The following is a 22,258-nucleotide window of genomic DNA, read 5'->3' on the forward strand; positions in this document are numbered from 1 at the left end:
TCAGGCAAACTTTACCGGTCGCGCCCCGATACGCTCCACCGCCGATTCCCCCAGCCGCCCGCGCTGGCCCCGCGTGCGCGACGTACATCGGAAAAATTAACTGCCTGGCACGGTTTCTGCTCGATCAACCAGATCAAGATTTCCAAGCCGACATGCAAAGCACGCCTTTCATCCGGAGCAGGTTTCTGATCGTCGCGGCGCTCGCATTGCCCGCCTTTGCTCTCATCGCCGGCTGCAAGTCGAGTCCGGCGACATCGGCGAATGCGAACACCGGCGGCGAAATCGCAACCGACGACGCTGCGCTCGCCGCTCGCGTGAAAGCCGCGCTCGCCGCCGATCCGCAGTTGAAGCCATTGCCGGTGAGCGTCGCGACGTATCGCGGCGTCGTGCAGTTGTCGGGATACGCAGATTCGGAGGTGCAGATTCAGAAAGCGCTGGCCGTGGCGCGCAGTGTCCCGGGCGTGCAGTCGGTCAGCAACGAACTGCATCTCAGACCGCAATGACGCGCTTGCAGCACAACGATGCCGAACGAGTAACGCAGGACAAAAAACCGCAGCGGGGTACGCGCCGAACGCCGGAAAGCGGCGCGGTATTCCGCCCACGACACGCCCGATCCCACGCGGAAACGGCGCATTACAGTCCACTTTGATACGTTGGTCCGCCATGCCACACGCACTGATTGTCGAAGACGATCCCAATAGCCTCTCCGGCCTGTCCGCGATCCTCACGGCAGACGGCTTTTCCGTCGATACCGCGACGACGCTCGCCGAGGCGCGCTCCGCGCTGACCCGCTTCATCCCCGATGTCGTGCTGATCGACCTGAATCTGCCGGATGGCAGCGGTCTCGACTTGTTGCCGAGCCTGCCCTCGCAACCGCCCGATGGCGCGCTGCCGGTCATCGTGATGACAGGGAATGCGACGGTGGAAAGCGCGATCGAAGGCTTGCGACACGGCATCTGGGACTATCTGCTGAAGCCCGTGAACATCCCGCGCTTGCGCAGCTTGCTTGCGCGCATTCCGCGGCCGTACGAGCTCACCGAGGAAGTCCAGTCGCTGCGAACGACGCTGCGCGATCTCGGCCATTTCGGCGACATGATCGGCCGCAGCGCAGCGATGCAGCACGTCTACGATCTGATCGAGCACACCGCGCCGACCGAAGCCGCTGTGCTGATCTGCGGCGATCCGGGCACGGGCAAGAAGATCGCGGCGCGCACGATCCATCAATTGAGCCGCCGTCGCAAAGGCCCGTTCGTCACGTTCGATTGTTCCGCGAGCCGCCAGGCGCCCGACGGCACGCAGCGCTCGATGGAAAGCATTCTCTTCGGCCATGAGCGCAACGCCTTCGCGGGCGCCGAGAACCGCGAGCCGGGTCTGCTCGAACAGGCGGGCGGCGGCACGCTGTTCCTCGACCAGATCGATCTGCTGCCCGCCGCGCAACAGGAAGCGCTCCTGCGCGCGCTCGATTCGCAGACGTTCATGCGCGTCGGCGGCAGCAATCGAATCATGACGGACTTCCGCCTGATCGCCGCGTCCCGCACGCCGATGCGCGAAGCCGTCGCGAGCGGCGCGATGCGCGAGGATCTGTTTCAGCGTCTGTCCGCGTCGTCGATCATGCTGCCGCCGCTCGCCGATCGCGACGACGACATCGCGCTGATCGCCGAAACGCTCGTCGACGAATTGAACCGCGAGAATCACATCGCCGGAATCACGAGCGGCTCGCCGAAGCGTATCAGCCCGGCGTTTATCCGCGAGTGCATCGCGACCGAATGGCCCGGCAACGTGCGCGAGCTGCGCGAGCGCGTGCGGCGCGCGTATCACGCGTCGGGCGAGACGATCGAGACATTGCGCGTCGATGAGCCGGGCGGCCTCGGCGGTCGCGGTCTCAACGGCAGCAGCGTGCAGGTGACGGTCGGCACCGCGCTCGCGGACGTCGAGGACATGCTGATTCGCGCGACGCTCGAAGCGGTCGGTGGCACGCGTCACCGCGCGGCGACGCTGCTCGGCATCAGCCCGAAGACGCTCTACAACAAGCTGCAGCGGATGAAGCTGGAATCGTCCTGATTTCACCTGCCACAAAAAAACGCCACGAGATCCGTGGCGTTTTTCGTTTACCCGAGCATCTCTTTGACGAGCGCGCGCGCCGCCTGATATTCGGCCTGCGCCTGCAGCTTGCTCCAGCGCAGCGCCTTGCCGCGCGGACGCATCTGCTTGAGACGCTGCGCCGACGCCTTCGGCGGCGTATAGCGCAACTGCTCCAGCACCTTGCCCGCCTCTTCCGGCTGATTGCAGATCAGCGCCATGTCGCAGCCCGCCGTGAGCGCGGCCGTCGCGGCCTCGGTGAGCGTGCCGCCCGCGCGCGCGGCTTCCATCGACAGATCGTCGCTGAAGATCGCCCCGTTGAAGCCGAGCCTGCCGCGCAGGATGTCCTGCAGCCAGATGCGCGAGAATCCCGCCGGTTTGTCGTCGACCTTCGTGTAAATCACATGCGCCGGAATCACCGACGCCAGCGACATGCCGAGCCAGTCGTACGGGCGCACATCGGCGGCGAGGATCTCGTCGAGCGTGCGATCGTCGGTCGGCAGCGCGACGTGCGAATCGGCTTCGGCGAAACCGTGACCCGGAAAATGCTTGCCGCAGTTCGCCATGCCCGCGAGCGCGAGGCCGTGATTCAGGCTCTTCGCGAGCATTGTCACGACGCGCGGATCGGCGTGAAAGGCGCGATCGCCGACCACTTTCGACTGTCCGTAGTTCAGATCGAGCACCGGCGTGAAGCTCATGTCGATGCCGCACGCGCGCAACTCCGACGCGAGCACGTAGCCGAACGCGGTCGCCGCCTTCGTCGCGGCAAGCACGTCCTTGTCCCACAGCTCGCCGAGCTTGCCCGGCGCGGGCAGCACGGTGAAGCCGTCGGTGCGAAAACGCTGCACGCGGCCACCTTCGTGATCGACGGCGATCAGGATGTCATCGCGTACCGCGCGGATCGCATCGGTCAGCGCGACGAGTTGCGCGCGGTCGGTGAAATGCCGCGCGAAGAGAATGATGCCGCCCGTCATCGGATGCGTGATGCGTTCGATATCCGCGTCGGAGAGCGTCGTGCCGGCGACGTCGAACATGACGGGGCCGGGAGTGCGTTTCATCGGATTCAATTGGCTTTTAGTCTTGGTTGGATTGAATTCAGGATTGGCCGGGCGCGCTGTCGGCCACTTCCGCGATCACGAACGACACCGCGTAATCGCGCTCGTCGCTGACCGTGACTTTCACCGTGATGCCGCGTTGCTCGAGCCATTGCGCGAGTTCGCCGGAGGCCGCGATCATCGGCTTGCCGCTCGGCTCGTTGAGCGTCTGCAGCGCGCGCCACGTCATCGGCCAGCGCATGCCGAGGCCGATCGCCTTCGAGAACGCTTCCTTGGCCGAAAAGCGCGTCGCGAGAAACGCGAGACCGCGCACTTCCGAACGCGCGTTGCGCGCGTGGTAGACGCGCAGTTCGTCGGGGCCGAGTACCTTTTCGGCGAAGCGGCCCTTGGTGCGTCTCATGACCGCCGCGACGCGGCTCACCTGCACGACGTCCGTGCCAATTCCGTAGATCGTCATGATGTGCCCGCTCAGCGCGCGTTGGCCGACGCGAGACGCGACGCGACCATGATCGCCTTCATCTCGCGCACGGCGTTGTCCCAGCCCGCGAAGATCGAATGCGCGACGATCGCATGTCCGATGTTCAGCTCGACGATGCCCGGCAGCGCCGCGATCGCCTGCACGTTGGTGTAGTGCAGGCCGTGGCCCGCGTTCACCTTCAGCCCGAGCGCGTTGCCGACATCGACGCTCGCCGCGACGCGCTCGAATTCGCGTTGCTGTTCGGCTTCGTCGTGCGCTTCGGCATATCGGCCCGTGTGCAGTTCGATGACGGGCGCGCCGGCCTCTTTCGCGGCGCGAATCTGCGTCTCGTCAGGATCGATGAAAAGCGACACGCGCGCGCCCGCGTCGGCGAGTTGCCTGCACGCGGCCTTGACCTCTTCGAAGCGGCCGGCGACATCGAGGCCGCCTTCAGTCGTCACTTCCTGACGCTTTTCCGGCACGAGACAGACGTCGTGCGGCTTGATCTCGCACGCGATGTCGAGCATCTCGCGCGTCACCGCGCATTCGAGATTCATACGCGTTTTGAGGAGCGGACGCAGCGTGCGCACATCGGCATCGACGATATGACGGCGATCCTCGCGCAGATGCAGCGTGATGGCGTCCGCGCCCGCTTCCTCGGCGGCGAGCGCCGCGCGGATTGGATCGGGATACGACGTGCCGCGCGCGTTGCGCAACGTGGCGACGTGATCGATGTTCACGCCCAGATCGATCACATTCGCAGGCGATGTGAGAAAGAAGCTCATAGTTTTTGCAGGTCGATCAATATCTGACGGGTGGCGAGCGGCGTGCCGCCCAGGTAGTGATTCAGCAGAAAGCGCATCAGCGTCTTGCTCTGCGCGGCGGTCTGCGGATTCGTGTAGTCGTCGCGCTCGATGTCGATGAGCGTTTGCCCCGAAATCATCGGCCATTGCGCCGGAAGATCGTCCGACGCCTCGCGCACGCCGCGGTCTGGATCGAAGACATAGCGGGCGTCGGCGAGGACCGGCTGGCGTGTCACCGTGCGCACGAGATTCATCGCGTAGCCGGTTTCGCGCAGCAGCACGCATTCGAATGAACGCAACACCTGAGCGGCGGGTTCGTCGTGCGCGAGGCGCGAGAGCGTCAGCACGTAATGGTTGAAGAGCGCCGGATGCGCGTCCTCGCGGGCGCAGAACTTCACCAGCAATTCATTGACGTAGAAGCCGCATAGCAACGCGTCGCCGGCGAGCGGCAACATGCCGCCGACCCATTCGGCGGTCGTCAGCGTGCGGACTTCGCCCTTGCCGGTCCACGAAAGTCCCAGCGGCTGAAACGTCTGCAATACGCCGCGCAGCGCGGAATGCGGACGCTTCGCGCCCTTCGCGACGAGCGCGACGCGCCCGTGATCGCGCGAGAACACGTCGATGATCAGACTCGTCTCGCGATACGGATAACTGTGCAGCACGAATCCCGGCTGCTCGGCGACGCGAAAATCCGAACGCGGCTTTCTCGGCGCAGACTCGGCATCGGATGTCGATGACGGCGCCGCGCGCCGCCGCTTTGGCACGGCGCGCGCGGCCGGGCGCTCTTCCGCGTCGAAATCGTCGTCGGGACGATCATCGGCGGGCGGAATCATCCGGGCGTCGTTCGGGCCGTCGTCCATGCATCACTCGTAGCCGTACGCGCGCAGGCCCGCTTCGTTGTCCGCCCAGCCGCTCTTCACCTTGACGAAGGTTTCGAGATACACGGGACCGTCGAAGAGCTTCTCCATGTCGAGCCGCGCCTCGGTGCTGATCTGCTTCAGCTTCGCGCCCTTCTGGCCGATGATCATCGCCTTGTGCATGTCGCGATCGACGAGAATCGTCGCGAACACGCGGCGCAGACGCCCTTCGGTCTCGAACTTGTCGATGAGCACCGTGCTCGTGTACGGCAGTTCGTCGCCGGTCCAGCGGAACACCTTCTCGCGCAGAATTTCGGCGGCGAGGAAGCGTTCGCTGCGATCGGTCAGATCGTCCTCGCCGTAGATCGGCTCGCCTTCCGGCAGATACGGCCTCACGACCGACAAGAGGCGCTTGATGTCGTCGACGTTTTTCGCCGACAGCGGCACGATCTCGCGGAAGTCCCGCAAGGCCGACATCTGCTGCATGAAGGGAAAGAGCGAACTCTTGTCGCCGACGCGATCCAGCTTGTTTGCGATCAGCAAAGTCGGCGTGCCGGTCGGGATCAAATCGAGCACCTTCTGGTCGTCCGGACCGAAGCGGCCCGCTTCGATCACGAAGAGAATCGCATCGACGGACGTGAGCGTCGACGTCACCGCGCGGTTCAGCGAGCGATTCAGCGCGCCGCTGTGACGTGTCTGGAAACCGGGCGTGTCGACGAAAATGTACTGCGCGTCGTCGAACGTGTTGATGCCGGTGATGCGGTGGCGCGTCGTCTGCGCCTTGCGCGAGGTGATGCTCACCTTCTGGCCGACGAGCGCGTTCATCAGCGTCGACTTGCCGACGTTAGGACGGCCGACGATCGCGACCATGCCGCAGCGGAAACCGGAAGAAGTAGGAGCGTTCATAGATGTGTGCGGCAAGAAGTCGTTGGGGCGCGGGGGCGCGATGTGCGCTCGATGCGCGCGTCAGTGACCGGCGTCGGCGGCGCGCACGACGCGGCCCGCGGGCGCATCCGCGGCGGCGCTGTTGCGCGTGCCGGCGTCGTCGTCGCGTTCGTCGGACGGCGCGGGCTTGTCCGCATTCGCGCTGCGTTCGGACGTTTGCGTCGCATCGCTTTTCGCCGCTTTCTCCGGCCGGTGAATGACGGCGCGTTCGGGCTTGTCCGCGGCTGCGTACGCGCCCGCCGACGGCTCGACGTGCGTCGCGCGAATCACGGCGAGCGGCGCGGTGGCCGGGCGTTCCTGCGGCGCCTGCTGCGTGCCGTGCGGTGCATGTTGACGCTCGCGACGATCGGGCGACCGCAGATCGAGCGCCGCCTGAATGCCGGTGACGCCGGGCACCACTTCGGGCTCGACCTGCTTCGCCGCGCGCGCGCCCTTGCGCTTCGGCTTCATGCCGAGCGTCGGTGCAGCGGCCATCACTTCGTCGAGCGCCTTCTTCGCGGCAGCCTGCTCGGCGGCGCGGCGGCTCGCGCCGGAACCGGACACTTTCACGTCGAGTTTCGGCACCGTGCATTCGACTTCGAACTGCTGATTGTGCGCGGCGCCGTGCGTTGCGATAACGGTGTAAGTCGGCAACGCGATCTTGTGGCCCTGGAGATATTCCTGCAGAAGCGTCTTCGCATCCTTGCCGATGGTGCGCGGATCGATGTGATCGAGCACCGGCGTGTACAGCCGCTTGATGACGGTGAAAGCGGCGTCGAAACCGCCGTCGAGGAAGATGGCGCCGAAGATCGCTTCGAGCGTGTCGGCGAGAATCGACGGACGGCGAAAGCCGCCGCTGCGCAATTCGCCTTCGCCGAGCCGCAAGCCTTCGGACACGTTCAACGCCTGCGCGATTTCGTAAAGCGACTGCTGTTTGACCAGATTCGCGCGCACGCGCGACAGGTCGCCTTCGTCGAGTTTGCTGAATCGTTGGAACAAAAGCGCGGCCACCACGCAATTTAGAACGGAATCGCCGAGAAATTCGAGCCGTTCATTGTGCGTGGCGCTGTGACTGCGGTGGGTCATCGCCTGGCGCAGCAATTCCGCATTGCGAAATTCGTACCGCAGCCGGCTTTCCAACGGAGAAGATGGCATGGAGAGAGTATAACGCGGGCGCGCGGGCGGACGATTCCGCCGGACCGCGCCGGAAAACGCGTGGCGAGACGGTGTTAGCCGCGCTTCTTCACGCCGTTTCGAAGCTTGTTTTAAGAATGAGCAACGCCGGCTGTCTCAGGAGACGAGCCGGCGTGATGTGTGTTCACTGGAAAGCGCCGATGCGCTTGAGATTGCTGAAGTTCATCCAGATGAAGAAGGCGCGCCCGACGATGTTCTTGTCCGGCACGAAGCCCCAGTAGCGGCTGTCCGCGCTGTTGTCGCGGTTGTCGCCCATCATGAAGTAGTTGCCCGGGGGGACTTTGCACGTCACGCCCTGAGCGTTGTAATTGCAGTTGTCGCGGAACGGGAAATCGTCCGCGCCGACGATGAACGGCGGCACTTGCGGATTGTTCAGGATCGCGTTCTTGCGGCCGTCGAGATCTTCCTCGAACTGCTTCGCGTAACCGATGCGCTCGTCGTCGAAATAATCGGGCAGCGGCGTCTCCGGCACCGGCTTGCCGTTGATCGTGAGCTTCTTGTCTTCGTACGCGACGGTATCGCCCGGCAGGCCGATCACGCGCTTGATGTAGTCGACCGATTCGTCCTTCGGATAGCGGAACACGACGACATCGCCGCGCTTGAGCGGGCTGCCGTTGGTCATCTTCGTGTTCGTGATCGGCATGCGCAGGCCGTATTCGTACTTGTTCACGAGGATGAAGTCGCCGACGAGCAGCGTCGGCACCATCGAGCCGGACGGAATCTTGAACGGCTCGATGATGAACGAGCGCACGACGAATACCGCGAGAATCACCGGGAAGAAGCTCGCCGTGTATTCGAGCCACCACGGCTGGCGCAGCTTGTCGTCGTGCAGGCGGGCGCGCGTCTGCGGGGCGTTTTCATCGGCGAAACGCTCGCCGACGCGCTCCTGCTGGCGATCGAACTCGGCCACCGCGGCGTCGGCGGCGCGGCGCCGTTGCGGCAGAAACACCAGCTTGTCGAGCACCCAGGCAATACCCGTCAATACGACGAGGATCAAAAGAATCAATGCGAAATTCATCAATCGCTTCCGGTTGTTATCGTTGTTTGCTTCGCCGTGCGCGCGTTACTCGTCGACGCGCAGAATCGCCAGGAAAGCCTCTTGCGGGATTTCGACAGAGCCGACCTGCTTCATGCGCTTCTTGCCGGCCTTCTGCTTCTCGAGCAGCTTCTTCTTGCGCGAGATGTCGCCGCCGTAGCACTTCGCGAGCACGTTCTTGCGCAGCGCCTTGATGTTCTCGCGCGCGATGATGTTCGAGCCGATGGTCGCCTGGATCGCCACGTCGTACATCTGACGCGGAATCAGTTCGCGCATCTTCGACGCCACTTCGCGGCCGCGATGCTGGCTCTGCGAACGGTGCACGATGACCGACAGCGCATCGACCTTGTCGCCGTTGATGAGCATGTCGACCTTGACGACATCCGCCGCGCGATATTCCTTGAACTCGTAGTCCATCGACGCATAGCCGCGCGACGTCGACTTCAGGCGGTCGAAGAAGTCGAGCACGATTTCCGCCATCGGGATTTCGTAGGTCAGCTGCACCTGACGGCCGTGATACTGCATGTTGATCTGCGAGCCGCGCTTGGCCGTACACAGCGTGATGACCGAGCCGACATATTCCTGCGGCATATACAGATTCACGGTGACGATCGGCTCGCGCACTTCCTCGATCTTCTGCGGCTCCGGCATTTTCGCCGGATTCTCGACCATGATGGTCGTGCCGTCGCGCTGCTCGACCTCGTAGATCACCGTCGGCGCGGTGGTGATGAGGTCCATGTCGAATTCGCGCTCGAGACGCTCCTGCACGATTTCCATGTGCAGAAGGCCGAGGAAGCCGCAACGGAAACCGAAGCCGAGCGCCTGCGACACTTCCGGCTCGAACTGCAGCGACGCGTCGTTGAGCTTCAGCTTTTCGAGCGATTCGCGCAGCGCGTCGTACTGATTCGCCTCGACCGGATAGAGCCCCGCGAACACCTGCGGCTTCACTTCCTTGAAGCCCGGCAGCGGCTCGGTGGCCGGACGGCTCGCGACCGTGACGGTATCGCCCACTTTCGCGGCCGTCAGTTCCTTGATGCCCGCGATCACGAAGCCCACCTGCCCCGCCGACAATTGCGCGAGATTCGTGGACTTCGGCGCGAACACGCCGACATGCTCGACCGGGTATTGCGCGCCGGTCGCCATCATCTTGATCTTGTCCTTCGGCTTGAGCGTGCCGTTGACGATACGCACCAGCATCACGACGCCGACGTAGTTGTCGAACCACGAGTCGATGATGAGCGCCTGCAGCGGCGCGTCCGGATCGCCCTCGGGCGGCGGCACTTTCGCGATCAGCGATTCGAGCACGTCCTCGACGCCGAGACCCGTCTTCGCGCTGCAATGGACGGCGTCCGCGGCCTGAATGCCGATCACGTCCTCGATTTCCGCGATCGCGTTTTCGGGGTTCGCGGCCGGCAGATCGATCTTGTTGAGCACCGGCACGACTTCGACGCCAAGTTCGATGGCCGTGTAGCAGTTCGCCACCGTCTGCGCTTCGACGCCCTGCGACGCATCGACGACGAGCAGCGCGCCTTCGCACGCGGATAGCGAGCGGCTGACTTCGTAGGAGAAGTCGACGTGCCCCGGCGTATCGATCAGGTTGAGGTTATAGACGCGGCCGTCGCGCGCCTTATAGGTCAGCGCCGCGGTCTGCGCCTTGATCGTGATGCCACGTTCGCGCTCGAGGTCCATCGAATCGAGCACCTGCGCTTCCATCTCACGGTCGGACAGGCCGCCGCACAACTGGATGATGCGGTCAGCGAGCGTCGACTTGCCGTGGTCGATGTGCGCGATGATCGAGAAGTTACGAATATGATCCATTCAGTGCCGATCGTGCCAAAAAAAGCGAAAAAGGCGCGCCCTCACCAACGCGGAGCACGCCTTGAAAATTTGGGGAAAACTTGAGCATTTTAGCCGAAAACGGGGGTGCCCCGGCGGATTTCGCCTGCGCCGCCCTCACCGACCGCGCGCGAGCAGCGCTGCGTGTACCGCGTCGGCGTCGAGCCGGTACTGGCACAGCTCGACGCCATCGAGCGCCAGAACCGGCACGCGTTCGTCGTAGCGCGCTTCGAGCAGCGGATCTTCGTCGATGTCGATCCATTCGATCGGAATGCCGTGTTGCGCGGCGATTGGCTCGAGTTCGGCCCGCATGTCCTCGCACAGATGACACCAGGCGCGCCCGTACAGAATGAAGGCCGCGCCTGGCTTCGACGTCATCGCGCTTATTTCTGCGCCGGCACGCGCGGGCGCACCGGCACGAACTGCGTGTTGTCGCCGCGACGCACGAGAATCGCGACCATCTTGCTCGCGTCGAGGCCCTGCGCGACTTCCTGGAACTGCTTGGCGCTCGTGATATCCGTATCGCCGATACGCATGATGATGTCGCCCTTCTGGAAGCCCGCGCGTGCCGCCGGTCCCTCGACGGCATCGACCTGAACGCCGCTCGACAGCTTGAGCGCCTTCTTTTGATCTGCCGGAATGTCGCTCACCGCCATGCCGAGCGAATTGCTCGCGCGCTCCTTCGGCTGCGGCGGTTTCTTCTGCTCGGTCTTCGCGACCTTGTCCGGCTGCATTTCGGCGACCGTGATCGACAGATCGCGCGTCTGGCCCTTGCGCCAGATCGTGAGCGTGGTCTTCGTGCCGGGTTTCGTATCGCCGACCATGCGCGGGAGATCGGTCGCGGTCTCGACGTTCTGACCGTTGAACTTGAGGATGATGTCGCCTGGCTGCACGCCGGCCTTGTCGGCCGGCCCGCCCGATTCGACGCTCGACACGAGCGCGCCTTGCGCTTTCGGCAAGCCCAGCGAATCCGCGACGTCCTTCGTCACTTCGCCGATCGCCACCGCGATGCGCCCGCGCACCACCTTGCCCGACGTCTTAAGCTGATCGGCGACGCGCATGGCTTCGTCGATCGGAATCGCGAACGAGATGCCCATGAAACCGCCCGTGCGGCTGTAAATCTGCGAATTGATACCGATCACCTCGCCCGCCATGTTGATGAGCGGACCGCCCGAGTTGCCCGGATTCACGGCGACATCGGTCTGGATGAACGGAAGGTAATCGCCCGTATCGCGCCCCTTCGCGCTGACGATGCCCGCGGTCACGGTGTTGTCGAGGCCGAACGGCGAACCGATTGCGAGCACCCACTCGCCGACGCGCACCTTGTTCGAATCGCCGATGGTGATCGCCGGCAGGTTCGATGCGCTGATCTTCACGACGGCGACGTCCGTGCGCTCGTCGACGCCGACGAGACGCGCCTTGAATTCGCGCTTGTCCGTGAGTGTGACGTAGATGGTGTCGGCATCGTCGACGACGTGTGCGTTGGTCATCACGTAGCCATCGGTCGACAGGATGAAGCCGGAGCCGACGCCGCTGCTCTGCTCCGAGTTGTCCTGGTTGTCGTCGGGCGCGTTGCGGCTGCCGCCCTTGCCCTGATCGCCCTGACTTCCGCCGCCGTTATTTCCGCCGCCGCCACCTCCACGAGGCGGCTGACCCGGCATCGGAATGCCGAAGAAGCGTCGGAAGAATTCCGACATGTCGCCTTCATCGAGACCGGGCGGCAGGCCGCGCAGATCGCTGCCCGAACCGACGCGCGAGGTCGTGCGAATGTTCACGACCGAGGGCCCCACCTTGTCGACGAGCGTCGTGAAGTCCGGCAGGTTCACCGTGGGCACCGCTGACGCAGATTGCGATACGAACGGCAGGCACACGGCGAGCGCCGCGGCCGCGATGAACTTGCGCAGCGAGAAGTTGCTCATAGGTTGGAGGCCGGGATCTGGATTACTTGGAAGGCTTGTATTCTATGGTAGAAGCAAATTGCTGCAATGTGGCTTGCGGCACTTCACCCAGCAAGGTGATCCAGAAATCCCCGCGGCGCTTCACCAGAACGTGCGTCGCTCCGCTATTGCCCGCGCCTTCCTTGCGCGTATTTTTCTCCACCGGCTCGACGAAAACCGAGATCGTCGCGAGACCGTCGGAGAACACGGCCTGATCGACCGGAATCGGCGGCTGGCCTTGCTGGCTCGACGCCATCGGACGGCGCAACTCGCGAATCTTGCGAAAGCCCGCGATAGTCGGCGTCAGTTGCCAGCCCTGCGCTTCCATGTCGACCGGCTGCACGGGCGGCCGCACGACGGTCCAGCCCGACGTGTTGCGAATGCCGTTCGCGATCGGCGCCTTGTCGATCGGCCCGCCAATACGTACCTGAGAGAAAGAAAGCTGCTCGAGGACTTGCCCGTCCGGGTCGAGCGTTTGAGCGCGCAGCAGCAAGCCGGTTTTCGCATCGGCCCACAGCTTGTAGGCAAAACGATAGGAATCTTTCGGATCGAGCTCGAGCACCTGGCTTTCGATTCCCGCGACGCGGTCCGTGCCCAACAGCTTCGGATCGTAGACGGAAAGCACCTGATCGCCACTCGTCGACAACAACGCCGGGAACGAATCCCGGTTCTGCCGATGCTCGACCACGAGCAGATGACGCTCCGGCACGAAGGTGAACATGTCGTCGTCGTGACGCAGCATCTTGCGCGGCGCGCCGTCGAGACTTTCGAGCGATTCGTATTCGCCGTCACCGCGCGTGGCGACGTGCGTAATGCGCGACGACTGCACCGTCGCGCCACGCTGGTAGACGAACGTGCCCTCGTAATTCTGCTGCTGGGCCGCTTCGTGGATGCGGTTGAGCAGAGTGGCGGCTGTCTTGCGGGCGGCAGCGGGATCGTCTCCCTGAGCGAACGAGCTCGTTGCCGCCGTCAACAACGCGGCTGCGCAGAGCATCAATGCCGGCAGCCGCCCCCAATATCTTGTTTTATTCAACCGCACACTCAGCATCAAATTATTGGCCTTGCGTTATAGCCGCCGCGCGAATCAGGGGCATCGAACCGGGCATCGCGGGCTGCTGGGAGAACTGCTGATGCGCTTCGAGATACTGATCGAGATTCGCGTCGCGGATGATGTTCGCTTCGACGATCGGCGTACGCGTGGTCACCGCGGGCACCGACGCGAGCGCCACCCGCTGCATCGACGAATCCGCCGGCGCGACGCTCGCCACCTGCGCGCCCGAGTTGCGATCGACGCCTTGCAGCTGCGGCACGACGATCCATGTCAGCGTAGCGGCCGCCGCGGCAACCGCGAAGGCCGGCATCACGCGACGGCGCAACATGCCGCCCCGCGCTTTCGCCGTCACGCCCGGCAATGCAGCCGGCGCGAGTACGTGCGCCTCAGCTTCGAAACGTTCGGAGAATGCGGCCATGAACGCGCTGCTGCGCGCCGGGCTGACCGCGAGATCGTCGGAGCGCAAGGCGTCGCCGATCAGGTGATATTCCGACCACGCCGCGCGTTCGTCGCCTTTCAGATCCGCGAGAAACTGGCTGATGCTGCCAATTTCGCCGAGCGCTTCGCCGTCGACGAAAGCCGACATGCGCTCGCCACGCGAACCCGCCTGTGTTTGATTCTGCACCGAGACCGACCCCATGATGCTCCCCATCTTTGACCACACCCCGTTGTGACACCACCAACCCAGATATCGCGTCCCTGCCCCGAGGGTTTTCGCCGCCTACCAGCGTTTGCCTTCGGGAGTGTCCAACAACGGACGCAATTTTGCCGCAATGGCTTCGCGAGCACGAAAAATTCTCGATCTGACGGTGCCGATCGGGCAATCCATCATTTCGGCGATTTCCTCGTAGCTCAGTCCTTCAATCTCCCGAAGCGTGATGGCGGTGCGCAATTCCTCGGGCAGCAACGCCATCGCGGCGTTGACAGTCTGAGCGATCTGCTTGCTCATCAACATCGACTCGGGCGTGTTGATATCCCTTAGTTGGTCCGCGTCGGAGAAAGTTTCCGCTTCTTCTGCATCGGCTTCGGTAGAAGTGGGAGCGCGGCGGCCCTGAGTTGCAAGATAGTTTTTTGCCGTATTGACAGCAATGCGGTATAGCCAGGTGTAAAACGCCGATTCGCCGCGAAATTGCGGCAGCGCGCGGTAGGCCTTGATGAAGGCGTCCTGGGCGACGTCCTCGACCTCGGCGGGGTCGCGCACGAGGCGCGAGATCAGTCGAATGATCTTGCGGTGGTATTTGGCGACCAGCAGTTCGAACGCGGCCTTGTCACCCTTCTGGACACGTTCGACCAGCAATTGGTCGATTTCTTTTTCACTCACCTGGGAAATCCGATTAGCTTGGGGAAGTTGCGCGGACGGCTATTGTAGCGTTACCGCCTGTAAGGCTACCGGAACGCTCATGCGCCGTTACAGTCGTTACAGGTGGGACGCTGCGGCGCGGCGAGCCTGGACCGAGAGCTGGCGGAAGGTGTCGGCATCGACGGAATCGGCCGCGACGACGAGCGTTTCGCGCCGCCCGCGCGTATCGCAAAGCGTCAACGCGATGAGGCGTCCGCTCCATTGCGCGCACCCAGCGATGCTCGTGTGGCGCATCTCGCCGCTTCGGTTCCAGATCGTGATGCCGTCGGAAAGAAGGCCAATCGCCGATGGCTGGGCGTTCATCCACCGGTACGACGCCAGCCCGAGCACCGCCAGCGCCGCCGCGCAAGCCACGGCGGCGTGCCCCGCGTGCTCCGCATGCGCGAAAACGCACTGGAACACCGACGCTCCCGCAACGGCTACGAAGCCGAGCATTGCGCCCCGCAAGAAACGCGACGGCCGCATCGCGACGCCTGCGTCACGATGCGGCCGATTCACACACACGCTCGCCATATGGATCCCCGCGATGACGAGCGCGCCGAGCTCAGTGGCGCTTGAAGACGAGCGAGCCGTTCGTGCCGCCGAAGCCGAACGAGTTCTTGACCGCCACGTCGATCTTCATCTCCCGCGCGGTGTTCGCGCAGTAGTCCAGGTCGCACTTCGGATCCTGATTGAAGATGTTGATGGTCGGCGGCGACACCTGATTGTGGATCGCCAGCACGGTGAACACCGACTCCAGGCCGCCCGCGCCGCCCAGCAGGTGGCCGGTCATCGACTTGGTGGAGTTCACGACGACCTTCTTCGCCTGATCGCCGAGCGCACGCGTGATGCCGATCGTCTCCGCGATGTCGCCGAGCGGCGTCGACGTGCCGTGCGCGTTGACGTAGTTCACTTCATCGGGATTGATGCGCGCGTTCTTCATTGCGTTGACCATCGCGCGGCGGCCGCCGTCGCCGTCTTCCGGCGGCGCGGTCATGTGATACGCGTCGCCGCTCATGCCGTAGCCGAGCACTTCCGCGTAGATCTTCGCGCCGCGCTTCTTCGCGTGCTCGTACTCTTCGAGCACCATCACGCCCGCGCCTTCGCCGAGAACGAAGCCGTCGCGGTCGGTGTCCCACGGACGGCTCGCCGTCGCGGGATCGTCATTGCGCTGCGAGAGCGCGCGCGCTGCCGCGAAACCGCCGATGCCGAGCGGGGAAACCGTGGCTTCCGCGCCGCCCGCGATCATGACGTCCGCGTCGCCGTATTCGATCAGTCGCGACGCTTCGCCGATGCAGTGCAGGCCGGTGGTGCAGGCCGTGACCATCGACAGATTCGGGCCTTTCAGACCGAAGCGGATCGAAAGATGGCCGGAGATCATGTTGATGATCGACGCCGGCACGAAGAACGGCGAAATGCGGCGCGGGCCGCGATTGAGCAGTTCGGTTTGCGTGACTTCGATCATCGGCAGACCGCCGATGCCCGAGCCGACCACGACGCCCACGCGCTCCGAGTTTTCATCGGTGATTTCGAGGCCGCTGTCCTGCATGGCCTGCACGCCCGCGGCGAAACCATAATGGATGAACGTATCCATATGGCGCGCCTCTTTGGCGGGCATGTAGTCTTCGATATTGAAGCCCTTCACCTCACCGGCGAAACGCGTGGAAAAGTTCGTCGCGTCGAACTTCGTGATATTGGCGATGCCCGACTTGCCCGCGACCAGATTGGCCCAGCCGTCGGCAACAGTATTGCCGACAGGCGATACGAGCCCAAGGCCTGTAACAACAACTCGACGACGGCTCACGGTAACCCCTTATCCATAGAATGACGAAAAACAAAAGCCACAGCGGCCACAGGAAACCGCCCTGTGTGCCCTGTGGCTGTCAAATCGGTTTGCAGCGACGATGCATCGAGCTGATTGACGATGAGTCGCTGGCGCGTCCGGCCTTAGGCCTTGACGTTGGCGCGCGCGTAGTCGATCGCTTGCTGAACCGTGGTGATCTTTTCGGCCTCTTCATCGGGAATTTCCATGCCGAATTCGTCTTCCAGCGCCATGACGAGTTCGACCGTATCGAGCGAGTCAGCGCCCAGATCGTTCACGAACGAAGCTTCGTTCTTGATTTCGGCTTCCGCCACGCCCAGTTGTTCGGCGACGATCTTCTTCACGCGCTGTTCGATGTTGTCCATGCAGCCCTCCGAGGGGAAAAAAGTTCAAAAATACAAGTGCGCGCATTTTATCAGGTTTGGACCCGCAAAATACGACGCGTCAGTTCCATGCTCCACCGTGTCCTGCCCTTCATCAAGAGGGCGGCGGCCGGCATTGCATCGATTCTTCACTGCCGCGCGAAAGCGGTACGCACGATGCTCTTTCGAGCATTTTGCGCGCCCGTTCCGGCGCGGATATTAAGCGAAATTCTGCGAAATGCCTATTAAGGCCTTACATGTACATGCCGCCGTTCACATGCAGCGTCGTGCCGGTGATGTAACCGGCGAACGGCGAGGCCAGGAATGCCACAGCATGCGCGATATCTTCGGGCGCGCCCAGTCGGCCAAGTGGGATAGACGCAGTGAGCGCGGTGCGCTGCTCTTCCGGCAGGACCTTGGTCATGTCGGTGTCGATGAAACCGGGCGCGATGCAGTTCACGGTAATGCCACGGCTGCCGATCTCACGCGCGAGCGCGCGCGTCATGCCGGCGACGCCAGCCTTTGCCGCCGCGTAGTTGGCCTGGCCAGGATTGCCCGACGAACCCACCACCGACGTGATGTTGATGATGCGGCCGCCGCGCGCCTTCATCATCGGGCGCAGCACCGCGCGCGAAAGACGGAACACCGCGCGCAGGTTCGTATCGATGACGGCGTCGAACTCGTCGTCCTTCATCCGCATCGCGAGCTGATCCTTCGTGATGCCCGCATTGTTGACGAGCACGTTCAGCCCGCCGAATTCCTTGACGATGCCGTCGATGAATGCATCCGCCGCGGCGGCGTCGTTCACGTTCAGCACCGCGCCACGGCCCTTGCCGCCCGCTTGCTGCAACGCTTCGCTGATGCCCGCAGCACCGCTTTCGCTCGTCGCCGTGCCGATGACCGTCGCGCCCTGCTTCGCGAGTTCGAGCGCGATCGCGCGTCCGATGCCACGCGACGCGCCCGTGACGATTGCTACCTGGTTTTGCAGATTCATGTTGTTCGTCCTTAGCCAGCGATCAGTTTGCGCGTTTCTTCGAGCGATGCCGGATCGAAGATCGAGCCGCCGACGAGATTACCGTCGATACGCTTCGTCAGGCCCGCGAGCACCTTGCCCGGACCGCATTCGATGACGTGCGTGATGCCGTCTTTCGCCATCGCCTGCACGCACTCGACCCAGCGCACCGGACCGGCGGCCTGACGCACCAGCGCGTCCTTGATCGCGGCCGGATCGGAGACGATCGCGACGTCGACGTTATTGATCAGCGGAATCTGCGGCGCCTTCACTTCGACGTTGGCGAGATAGTCGCGCAACTGATCCGATGCGGGCTTGAGCAGCGAAGAGTGGAACGGCGCGGAAACCGGCAGCGGCAGCGCACGCTTCGCGCCCTTCGCCTTCGCCAGCTCGCACGCTTTCTCGACGGCCGCCTTCGAACCGGCGATGACCACCTGCGCCGGCGCATTGAAGTTCACCGCTTCGACGACGCCCGCCGACGAGGCTTCAGCGCACACGGCGCGCACGGTGTCGTCGTCGAGGCCGAGGATCGCGGCCATGCCGCCTTCGCCGACCGGCACCGCGTTCTGCATCGCCTGCGCGCGAAAACGCACGAGCGGCACGGCGTCCGCGAACGCGAGCGCGCCCGCCGCGACGAGCGCGGTGTATTCACCGAGGCTGTGACCAGCGACGAGCGCAGGCTTCAGGCCCGTTTCCTTTTCCCACACGCGATAAATCGCATACGCGGCCGTCAGCATGACGGGCTGCGTGTTCGTCGTCAGGTTCAGCTCTTCTGCCGGGCCTTCGGCGATCAGCTTGCCGAGATCCTGGCCGAGCGCGTCGGAAGCCTGCTGTACGGTCTCGCGCACGATCGCGTGATCGGCGAATGCGTTGAGCATGCCGATGGACTGCGAGCCTTGTCCGGGGAAAACGAACGCAAATTTCATATCGTCCTCGTTGATTGGAATGATCCGCGATGTCCTCATGGACCGCGCGCTGGAGGAGCGCGCGGGGTCAGCGATGAAGAGGGATCAGTTACGAATTGGGTAGAGGGATCTGATCGGCGAATCAGTAGCGGATGACCGACGCGCCCCACGTGAAGCCGCCGCCCACGCCTTCGATGAGAATGTTGTCGCCGCGCTTGATGCGGCCGTCGCGCACCGCGACGTCGAGCGCGAGCGGAATCGATGCCGCCGACGTGTTGCCATGCTCGCCGACCGTCACGACCATGCGCTCCGGCGGCAGATGCAGCTTGCGCGCCGTGCTTTGCATGATGCGGATGTTGGCCTGATGCGGAATCAGCCAGTCGATGTCTTCAGGCGTGAGCTTCGCCTTGTCGAGCGCTTCGAGCGCGACCTTTTCGAGCACGTTGACCGCGAGCTTGAACACCGCTTGCCCGTCCATGTGCAGGAACGCGCTGCCCTGAACCACGCCGCCGTTCACGTTGCCCGGCGTGCAGAGAATGTCCGAATAGCTGCCGTCCGCGTGCAGCGCGCTCGACAGCACGCCGGGCTCATCGGACGCCTGGAGGATGACCGCGCCCGCGCCGTCGCCGAACAGCACGCATGTGGTGCGATCGTTGAAATCGAGAATGCGCGAGAACGTCTCCGCGCCGACAACGAGCGCCGTGCGGTTCAGGCCGCTGCGAATGAAGCTGTCCGCCGTCGCGACGCCGTAGGCGAAACCGGAGCACACCGCCTGCACGTCGAAGGCCGCGCCGTTGTTCTTGATGCCGAGCTTGTTTTGCAACAGGCACGCCGTGCTCGGGAACACGAAGTCAGGCGTGGAAGTCGCGACGATGATCAGATCGATCGATTGCGGATCGATGCCCGCCGCCTCGATCGCCTTCTGCGAAGCGATCAGCGCGAGATCGCTCGTGGTTTGATCCGGTGCTGCGAAATGTCGCGCGTGAATGCCGGTGCGCGCGACGATCCATTCGTCATTGGTCTCGACGCCCTGCTTCGCGAGACGGTCCGCCAAGTCCTGATTCGTGACACGCTCGGACGGCAGATAGCTGCCGGTGCCCAGCACGCGAGAGTAAAGATTGGATTGAGCCATTATGCCTTCGAATGTAGCGCAGTACCGGACTCGCCCGGCGGGTTCGGCTGCGAGTTTGGCTGTGGGTTCGGCTGTGAAGCGGCCTGCTGGATCGATTGATCCGCGGCCGCCGACGCGGGACCCTTCGCGTCCGCCTCGCGCGCGGCGGGAGCGTTTTCTTCCATCGCGCGCACCAGGCGTTCGAGCACGCCATTTTTGACGGCATCATACCCGCGTTTGATGGCCCACTCAAACCCGAAGGCCTCGGCCGAACCGTGACTTTTGATTACAAGCCCGCGCAGGCCGAGCAAGGCCGCGCCGTTATATTGCGCCGGATCGACACGCCTCTTGAAACGCTTCAGCACGGGCAGCGCGACGAGCGCCATCAACTTCGAGGCGAAGTTGCGGCTGAACTCTTCCTTGATCATGTCGGCGAGCATTTTCGCGAGACCTTCGGAGGTCTTCAGCGCGACATTGCCGACGAAGCCGTCGCACACGACGACATCGGTCGTACCTTTATAGATGTCGTTGCCTTCCACGTTGCCGTAGAAGTTGAGCGTGCTCGCGCGCAGCAGTTCGCCCGCGCGCTTGATCGTTTCGTTGCCCTTGATGACTTCTTCGCCGATGTTGAGCAGACCGATCGTGGGCCGTTCGCGCCCTTCGATCGCCGATACGAGCGCGTGGCCCATCTCCGCGAACTGCAGCAGATGCTCGGGTTCGCAATCGACGTTGGCGCCCAGGTCGAGCACCGTGGTGTAGCCCTTCTGGCTCGGCATCGCGAACGCAATGGCAGGCCGCTCGATACCGGCGAGCGTCTTCAGCACATAGCGCGACACCGCCATGAGCGCGCCGGTGTTGCCGGCGGAAATGCAGGTCTGCGCCTCGCCCTCTTTCACGAGATTGAGCGCGACGCGCATCGACGAATCTTTCTTCTTGCGCAGCGCGACTTCGACCGGGTCGTCCATCGCGACGACTTCGCTGGCGGGAACGACGGTCAGACGCGGCTCGTCGGAAGCCTTGTACTTCTTGAGCTGAGCGCGGATGGGCTGCTCGAGACCGACGAGCATCAGGTGCGCGTCGGGATGCGAGCGCACGAAATTGACGGCAGCGGGAACGGTCACGGCCGGACCGTGGTCGCCTCCCATGCAGTCGATGGTTATCTTTACAGTCATGGAACGCGACGAATTTCGGACACAAAAAAGCGGCAGTGAAATGCCGCCTTCTCGTCGTACCGGGAAAGTGTCAAGAGCGAGTTGCGCCCGCGCGCCCGTGGAATGATTCCGGCGGGCGCATCGAGCGTCGATGAACGCTTAGTCGTTCTTCGTCTTGATGACTTTCTTGCCACGATAGTAGCCGTTCGGGCTCACGTGGTGGCGCATATGCACCTCGCCCGTGCTCGGCTCGACAGCCAGCGGAGCCGTCGGGAGGAAGTCGTGGGAACGGTGCATGCCGCGCTTCGACGGCGACTTCTTGTTTTGCTGAACTGCCATGATTACTCCAGAAAAATTTTGCGAATTCTAACACAGCCCGATCCGCCGACAGCCCTCGGCCGTTCGGCCATCGGGTGCGCACATCGCGCTACCAGTTTGTTGCGTGCTACAAAACCATTTCAGTGCTTCTTGCCGTCGGAGCCGCCCTTGAGCTTCTCCAGCACGGCAAACGGATTCGGCTTTTCGTCCTCATCCGTCACACCGCTTTCATCCGGCTCGTCGTCCGCCGTGCCCGGAAGCAGACTTTCGTGCGTCTCGGGACATACGTTGTGCTTGGGCACGAGCGGCAAGGACAACAACAACTCCTCTTCGATCAAGTCGACGAGATCGAACTGGCGCGAGCCCACGATCACTTCGACTTCATCGTCGTCGAGCGGAAATTCGTCCGCTTCTTCTTCCGTCGCCACGATCCGATATGTCGCATCGACATCGAGATGCTGCGAATACGGCTGAAGGCAGCGCTGGCACGTGAGCCACACCGAACCGTGCACCGCAAGACGCAGATACGGCTGCGGCGCCTCCGTGCCGTCGTCCTGCAATTCCGGCTGGGTCGAGCCCTCGCCTTGCCAGGTGAACACGGTATCGCCGTCTGGCACATCAGCCGGCACTTCGGCTAACATGCGCGGCATCTGCGACACACGCAGCGCGCCGGCCGATTGCCTGCCGCTCTTGGCGAATTCGTAAATGTCGAGCGCGCGCGGATCGGCGGGGCTCACAGGTTTGCCAGGATTCTGAGTCATGTGCGCTCCTGCTTGACCTTACTTGGGTTAGTGCTACCGGTGAGTGCTCAGTATGCACCGCGACTCGGCTTAAATGCAGCTTCAATGCAGGCCCGACTTGCCCGAATTTGCCCCAATGTGCATCTGGCCGGCATCATGCTGTCTGACCTCGTGCTTTCTGACTCTTCGGCTCGACCGGTTTCATCGATGACAGGAGAGCCTTCGCCCGCGCACGTACCGATGAAAAGCCCAAAATCATATCGGCTTTG

The 22,258-nt window shown here is 63.5% G+C and carries 24 protein-coding genes; 2 read left to right on the plus strand and 22 right to left on the minus strand.

The features are described 5' to 3' along the window. Positions 1-152: 152 nt before the first annotated feature. Together QCE58_RS34085 and QCE58_RS11060 are read left to right on the plus strand one after the other, a co-directional pair. Positions 153-503: a BON domain-containing protein gene (locus QCE58_RS34085; protein ID WP_008342078.1), complete on the plus strand. Its 351-nt coding sequence runs from the start codon at positions 153-155 to the stop codon at positions 501-503. 160 nt (positions 504-663) lie between these two features. Beyond that, the gene (locus QCE58_RS11060; RefSeq protein WP_008342079.1) at positions 664-2,061 is read left to right on the plus strand and encodes a sigma-54 dependent transcriptional regulator; all 1,398 of its coding nucleotides are present in this window, start codon (positions 664-666) and stop codon (positions 2,059-2,061) included. 47 nt (positions 2,062-2,108) lie between these two features. Here QCE58_RS11060 and nagZ read toward each other — a convergent pair whose 3' ends face one another. From nagZ to QCE58_RS11170, 22 genes are all read right to left on the minus strand, one after another. Further along, a complete protein-coding gene (nagZ, locus tag QCE58_RS11065; protein ID WP_008342081.1) occupies positions 2,109-3,137 on the minus strand; it encodes a beta-N-acetylhexosaminidase in 1,029 nt (342 codons plus the stop codon). 37 nt (positions 3,138-3,174) lie between these two features. Beyond that, positions 3,175-3,591, minus strand: a complete 417-nt coding sequence (gene acpS, locus QCE58_RS11070; protein WP_250521233.1) for a holo-ACP synthase — start codon at positions 3,589-3,591, stop codon at positions 3,175-3,177. A gap of 11 nt (positions 3,592-3,602) precedes the next feature. After that, positions 3,603-4,376 carry a pyridoxine 5'-phosphate synthase gene (pdxJ, locus tag QCE58_RS11075; protein ID WP_175980375.1) on the minus strand — a complete coding sequence of 258 codons (774 nt, stop codon included), beginning with the start codon at positions 4,374-4,376 and terminating at the stop codon, positions 3,603-3,605. Beyond that, entirely contained in the window at positions 4,373-5,254 is an 882-nt protein-coding gene (gene recO, locus QCE58_RS11080; protein ID WP_250521234.1) for a DNA repair protein RecO, read from the minus strand. The genes pdxJ and recO overlap by 4 nt, the downstream gene beginning before the upstream one ends. 3 nt (positions 5,255-5,257) lie before the next feature. Next, positions 5,258-6,157: a GTPase Era gene (gene era, locus QCE58_RS11085; protein WP_250521235.1), complete on the minus strand. Its 900-nt coding sequence runs from the start codon at positions 6,155-6,157 to the stop codon at positions 5,258-5,260. Between the two features lie 60 nt (positions 6,158-6,217). Continuing rightward, positions 6,218-7,330, minus strand: coding sequence for a ribonuclease III (rnc, locus tag QCE58_RS11090; RefSeq protein ID WP_033537089.1), 1,113 nt, complete (start codon positions 7,328-7,330; stop codon positions 6,218-6,220). Positions 7,331-7,493: 163 nt separating this feature from the next. Then, positions 7,494-8,387, minus strand: coding sequence for a signal peptidase I (lepB, locus tag QCE58_RS11095; RefSeq protein ID WP_008342091.1), 894 nt, complete (start codon positions 8,385-8,387; stop codon positions 7,494-7,496). A gap of 45 nt (positions 8,388-8,432) precedes the next feature. Then, a complete protein-coding gene (lepA, locus tag QCE58_RS11100; RefSeq protein ID WP_008342093.1) occupies positions 8,433-10,223 on the minus strand; it encodes a translation elongation factor 4 in 1,791 nt (596 codons plus the stop codon). 135 nt (positions 10,224-10,358) lie between these two features. Next, the gene (locus QCE58_RS11105; RefSeq protein WP_008342094.1) at positions 10,359-10,619 is read right to left on the minus strand and encodes a glutaredoxin family protein; all 261 of its coding nucleotides are present in this window, start codon (positions 10,617-10,619) and stop codon (positions 10,359-10,361) included. A gap of 5 nt (positions 10,620-10,624) precedes the next feature. Beyond that, positions 10,625-12,160, minus strand: a complete 1,536-nt coding sequence (locus QCE58_RS11110) for a DegQ family serine endoprotease (protein WP_034473529.1) — start codon at positions 12,158-12,160, stop codon at positions 10,625-10,627. Between the two features lie 22 nt (positions 12,161-12,182). After that, a complete protein-coding gene (locus QCE58_RS11115) occupies positions 12,183-13,226 on the minus strand; it encodes a MucB/RseB C-terminal domain-containing protein (RefSeq protein ID WP_250502298.1) in 1,044 nt (347 codons plus the stop codon). Between the two features lie 4 nt (positions 13,227-13,230). Continuing rightward, positions 13,231-13,869, minus strand: a complete 639-nt coding sequence (locus QCE58_RS11120) for a sigma-E factor negative regulatory protein (RefSeq protein WP_034473530.1) — start codon at positions 13,867-13,869, stop codon at positions 13,231-13,233. Between the two features lie 81 nt (positions 13,870-13,950). Further along, positions 13,951-14,550: an RNA polymerase sigma factor RpoE gene (gene rpoE, locus QCE58_RS11125; protein WP_008342103.1), complete on the minus strand. Its 600-nt coding sequence runs from the start codon at positions 14,548-14,550 to the stop codon at positions 13,951-13,953. Between the two features lie 96 nt (positions 14,551-14,646). After that, positions 14,647-15,102 carry a protein YgfX gene (locus QCE58_RS11130; RefSeq protein WP_008342105.1) on the minus strand — a complete coding sequence of 152 codons (456 nt, stop codon included), beginning with the start codon at positions 15,100-15,102 and terminating at the stop codon, positions 14,647-14,649. A 31-nt stretch (positions 15,103-15,133) separates the two neighbouring features. After that, complete coding sequence (gene fabF, locus QCE58_RS11135) at positions 15,134-16,372, minus strand: beta-ketoacyl-ACP synthase II (protein ID WP_008342106.1); 1,239 nt, start codon at positions 16,370-16,372, stop codon at positions 15,134-15,136. A gap of 143 nt (positions 16,373-16,515) precedes the next feature. Beyond that, the gene (gene acpP, locus QCE58_RS11140; protein WP_004197638.1) at positions 16,516-16,755 is read right to left on the minus strand and encodes an acyl carrier protein; all 240 of its coding nucleotides are present in this window, start codon (positions 16,753-16,755) and stop codon (positions 16,516-16,518) included. Between the two features lie 250 nt (positions 16,756-17,005). After that, complete coding sequence (fabG, locus tag QCE58_RS11145; protein ID WP_034473531.1) at positions 17,006-17,746, minus strand: 3-oxoacyl-ACP reductase FabG; 741 nt, start codon at positions 17,744-17,746, stop codon at positions 17,006-17,008. Positions 17,747-17,757: 11 nt separating this feature from the next. Continuing rightward, entirely contained in the window at positions 17,758-18,690 is a 933-nt protein-coding gene (fabD, locus tag QCE58_RS11150; protein ID WP_250458311.1) for an ACP S-malonyltransferase, read from the minus strand. A gap of 121 nt (positions 18,691-18,811) precedes the next feature. After that, on the minus strand, positions 18,812-19,801 hold the full coding sequence (locus tag QCE58_RS11155) for a beta-ketoacyl-ACP synthase III (protein WP_008342249.1): 990 nt from the start codon (positions 19,799-19,801) through the stop codon (positions 18,812-18,814). Then, on the minus strand, positions 19,801-20,952 hold the full coding sequence (gene plsX / locus QCE58_RS11160) for a phosphate acyltransferase PlsX (protein WP_250434957.1): 1,152 nt from the start codon (positions 20,950-20,952) through the stop codon (positions 19,801-19,803). Before plsX ends, QCE58_RS11155 begins: the two co-directional genes overlap by 1 nt. Before the next feature lie 138 nt (positions 20,953-21,090). Then, positions 21,091-21,270 (minus strand): 50S ribosomal protein L32, encoded by a 180-nt coding sequence (gene rpmF, locus QCE58_RS11165; protein ID WP_008342254.1) that lies wholly within the window; start codon positions 21,268-21,270, stop codon positions 21,091-21,093. A gap of 119 nt (positions 21,271-21,389) precedes the next feature. Further along, complete coding sequence (locus QCE58_RS11170) at positions 21,390-22,010, minus strand: DUF177 domain-containing protein (protein WP_250440015.1); 621 nt, start codon at positions 22,008-22,010, stop codon at positions 21,390-21,392. Positions 22,011-22,258 lie beyond the last annotated feature (248 nt).

The sequence above is a fragment of the Caballeronia sp. LZ028 genome (assembly GCF_031451415.1).
In the GTDB taxonomy this organism is placed as follows: Bacteria; Pseudomonadota; Gammaproteobacteria; order Burkholderiales; family Burkholderiaceae; genus Caballeronia; species Caballeronia zhejiangensis.

Bases quoted from the DNA above. Each gene is read 5' to 3' on its own strand.
- QCE58_RS11110 (WP_034473529.1), bottom strand. From the start codon at position 12,160: ATGAGCAACTTCTCGCTGCGCAAGTTCATCGCGGCCGCGGCGCTCGCC.
- plsX (WP_250434957.1), bottom strand. From the start codon at position 20,952: ATGACTGTAAAGATAACCATCGACTGCATGGGAGGCGACCACGGTCCG.
- rpmF (WP_008342254.1), bottom strand. From the start codon at position 21,270: ATGGCAGTTCAGCAAAACAAGAAGTCGCCGTCGAAGCGCGGCATGCAC.
- QCE58_RS11170 (WP_250440015.1), bottom strand. From the start codon at position 22,010: ATGACTCAGAATCCTGGCAAACCTGTGAGCCCCGCCGATCCGCGCGCG.
- fabG (WP_034473531.1), bottom strand. From the start codon at position 17,746: ATGAATCTGCAAAACCAGGTAGCAATCGTCACGGGCGCGTCGCGTGGC.
- lepB (WP_008342091.1), bottom strand. From the start codon at position 8,387: ATGAATTTCGCATTGATTCTTTTGATCCTCGTCGTATTGACGGGTATT.
- QCE58_RS11155 (WP_008342249.1), bottom strand. From the start codon at position 19,801: ATGGCTCAATCCAATCTTTACTCTCGCGTGCTGGGCACCGGCAGCTAT.
- acpS (WP_250521233.1), bottom strand. From the start codon at position 3,591: ATGACGATCTACGGAATTGGCACGGACGTCGTGCAGGTGAGCCGCGTC.
- QCE58_RS11120 (WP_034473530.1), bottom strand. From the start codon at position 13,869: ATGGGGTCGGTCTCGGTGCAGAATCAAACACAGGCGGGTTCGCGTGGC.
- QCE58_RS11060 (WP_008342079.1), top strand. From the start codon at position 664: ATGCCACACGCACTGATTGTCGAAGACGATCCCAATAGCCTCTCCGGC.
- era (WP_250521235.1), bottom strand. From the start codon at position 6,157: ATGAACGCTCCTACTTCTTCCGGTTTCCGCTGCGGCATGGTCGCGATC.
- recO (WP_250521234.1), bottom strand. From the start codon at position 5,254: ATGGACGACGGCCCGAACGACGCCCGGATGATTCCGCCCGCCGATGAT.
- QCE58_RS34085 (WP_008342078.1), top strand. From the start codon at position 153: ATGCAAAGCACGCCTTTCATCCGGAGCAGGTTTCTGATCGTCGCGGCG.
- QCE58_RS11115 (WP_250502298.1), bottom strand. From the start codon at position 13,226: ATGCTGAGTGTGCGGTTGAATAAAACAAGATATTGGGGGCGGCTGCCG.
- QCE58_RS11130 (WP_008342105.1), bottom strand. From the start codon at position 15,102: ATGGCGAGCGTGTGTGTGAATCGGCCGCATCGTGACGCAGGCGTCGCG.
- rnc (WP_033537089.1), bottom strand. From the start codon at position 7,330: ATGCCATCTTCTCCGTTGGAAAGCCGGCTGCGGTACGAATTTCGCAAT.
- fabD (WP_250458311.1), bottom strand. From the start codon at position 18,690: ATGAAATTTGCGTTCGTTTTCCCCGGACAAGGCTCGCAGTCCATCGGC.
- QCE58_RS11105 (WP_008342094.1), bottom strand. From the start codon at position 10,619: ATGACGTCGAAGCCAGGCGCGGCCTTCATTCTGTACGGGCGCGCCTGG.
- pdxJ (WP_175980375.1), bottom strand. From the start codon at position 4,376: ATGAGCTTCTTTCTCACATCGCCTGCGAATGTGATCGATCTGGGCGTG.
- lepA (WP_008342093.1), bottom strand. From the start codon at position 10,223: ATGGATCATATTCGTAACTTCTCGATCATCGCGCACATCGACCACGGC.
- acpP (WP_004197638.1), bottom strand. From the start codon at position 16,755: ATGGACAACATCGAACAGCGCGTGAAGAAGATCGTCGCCGAACAACTG.
- nagZ (WP_008342081.1), bottom strand. From the start codon at position 3,137: ATGAAACGCACTCCCGGCCCCGTCATGTTCGACGTCGCCGGCACGACG.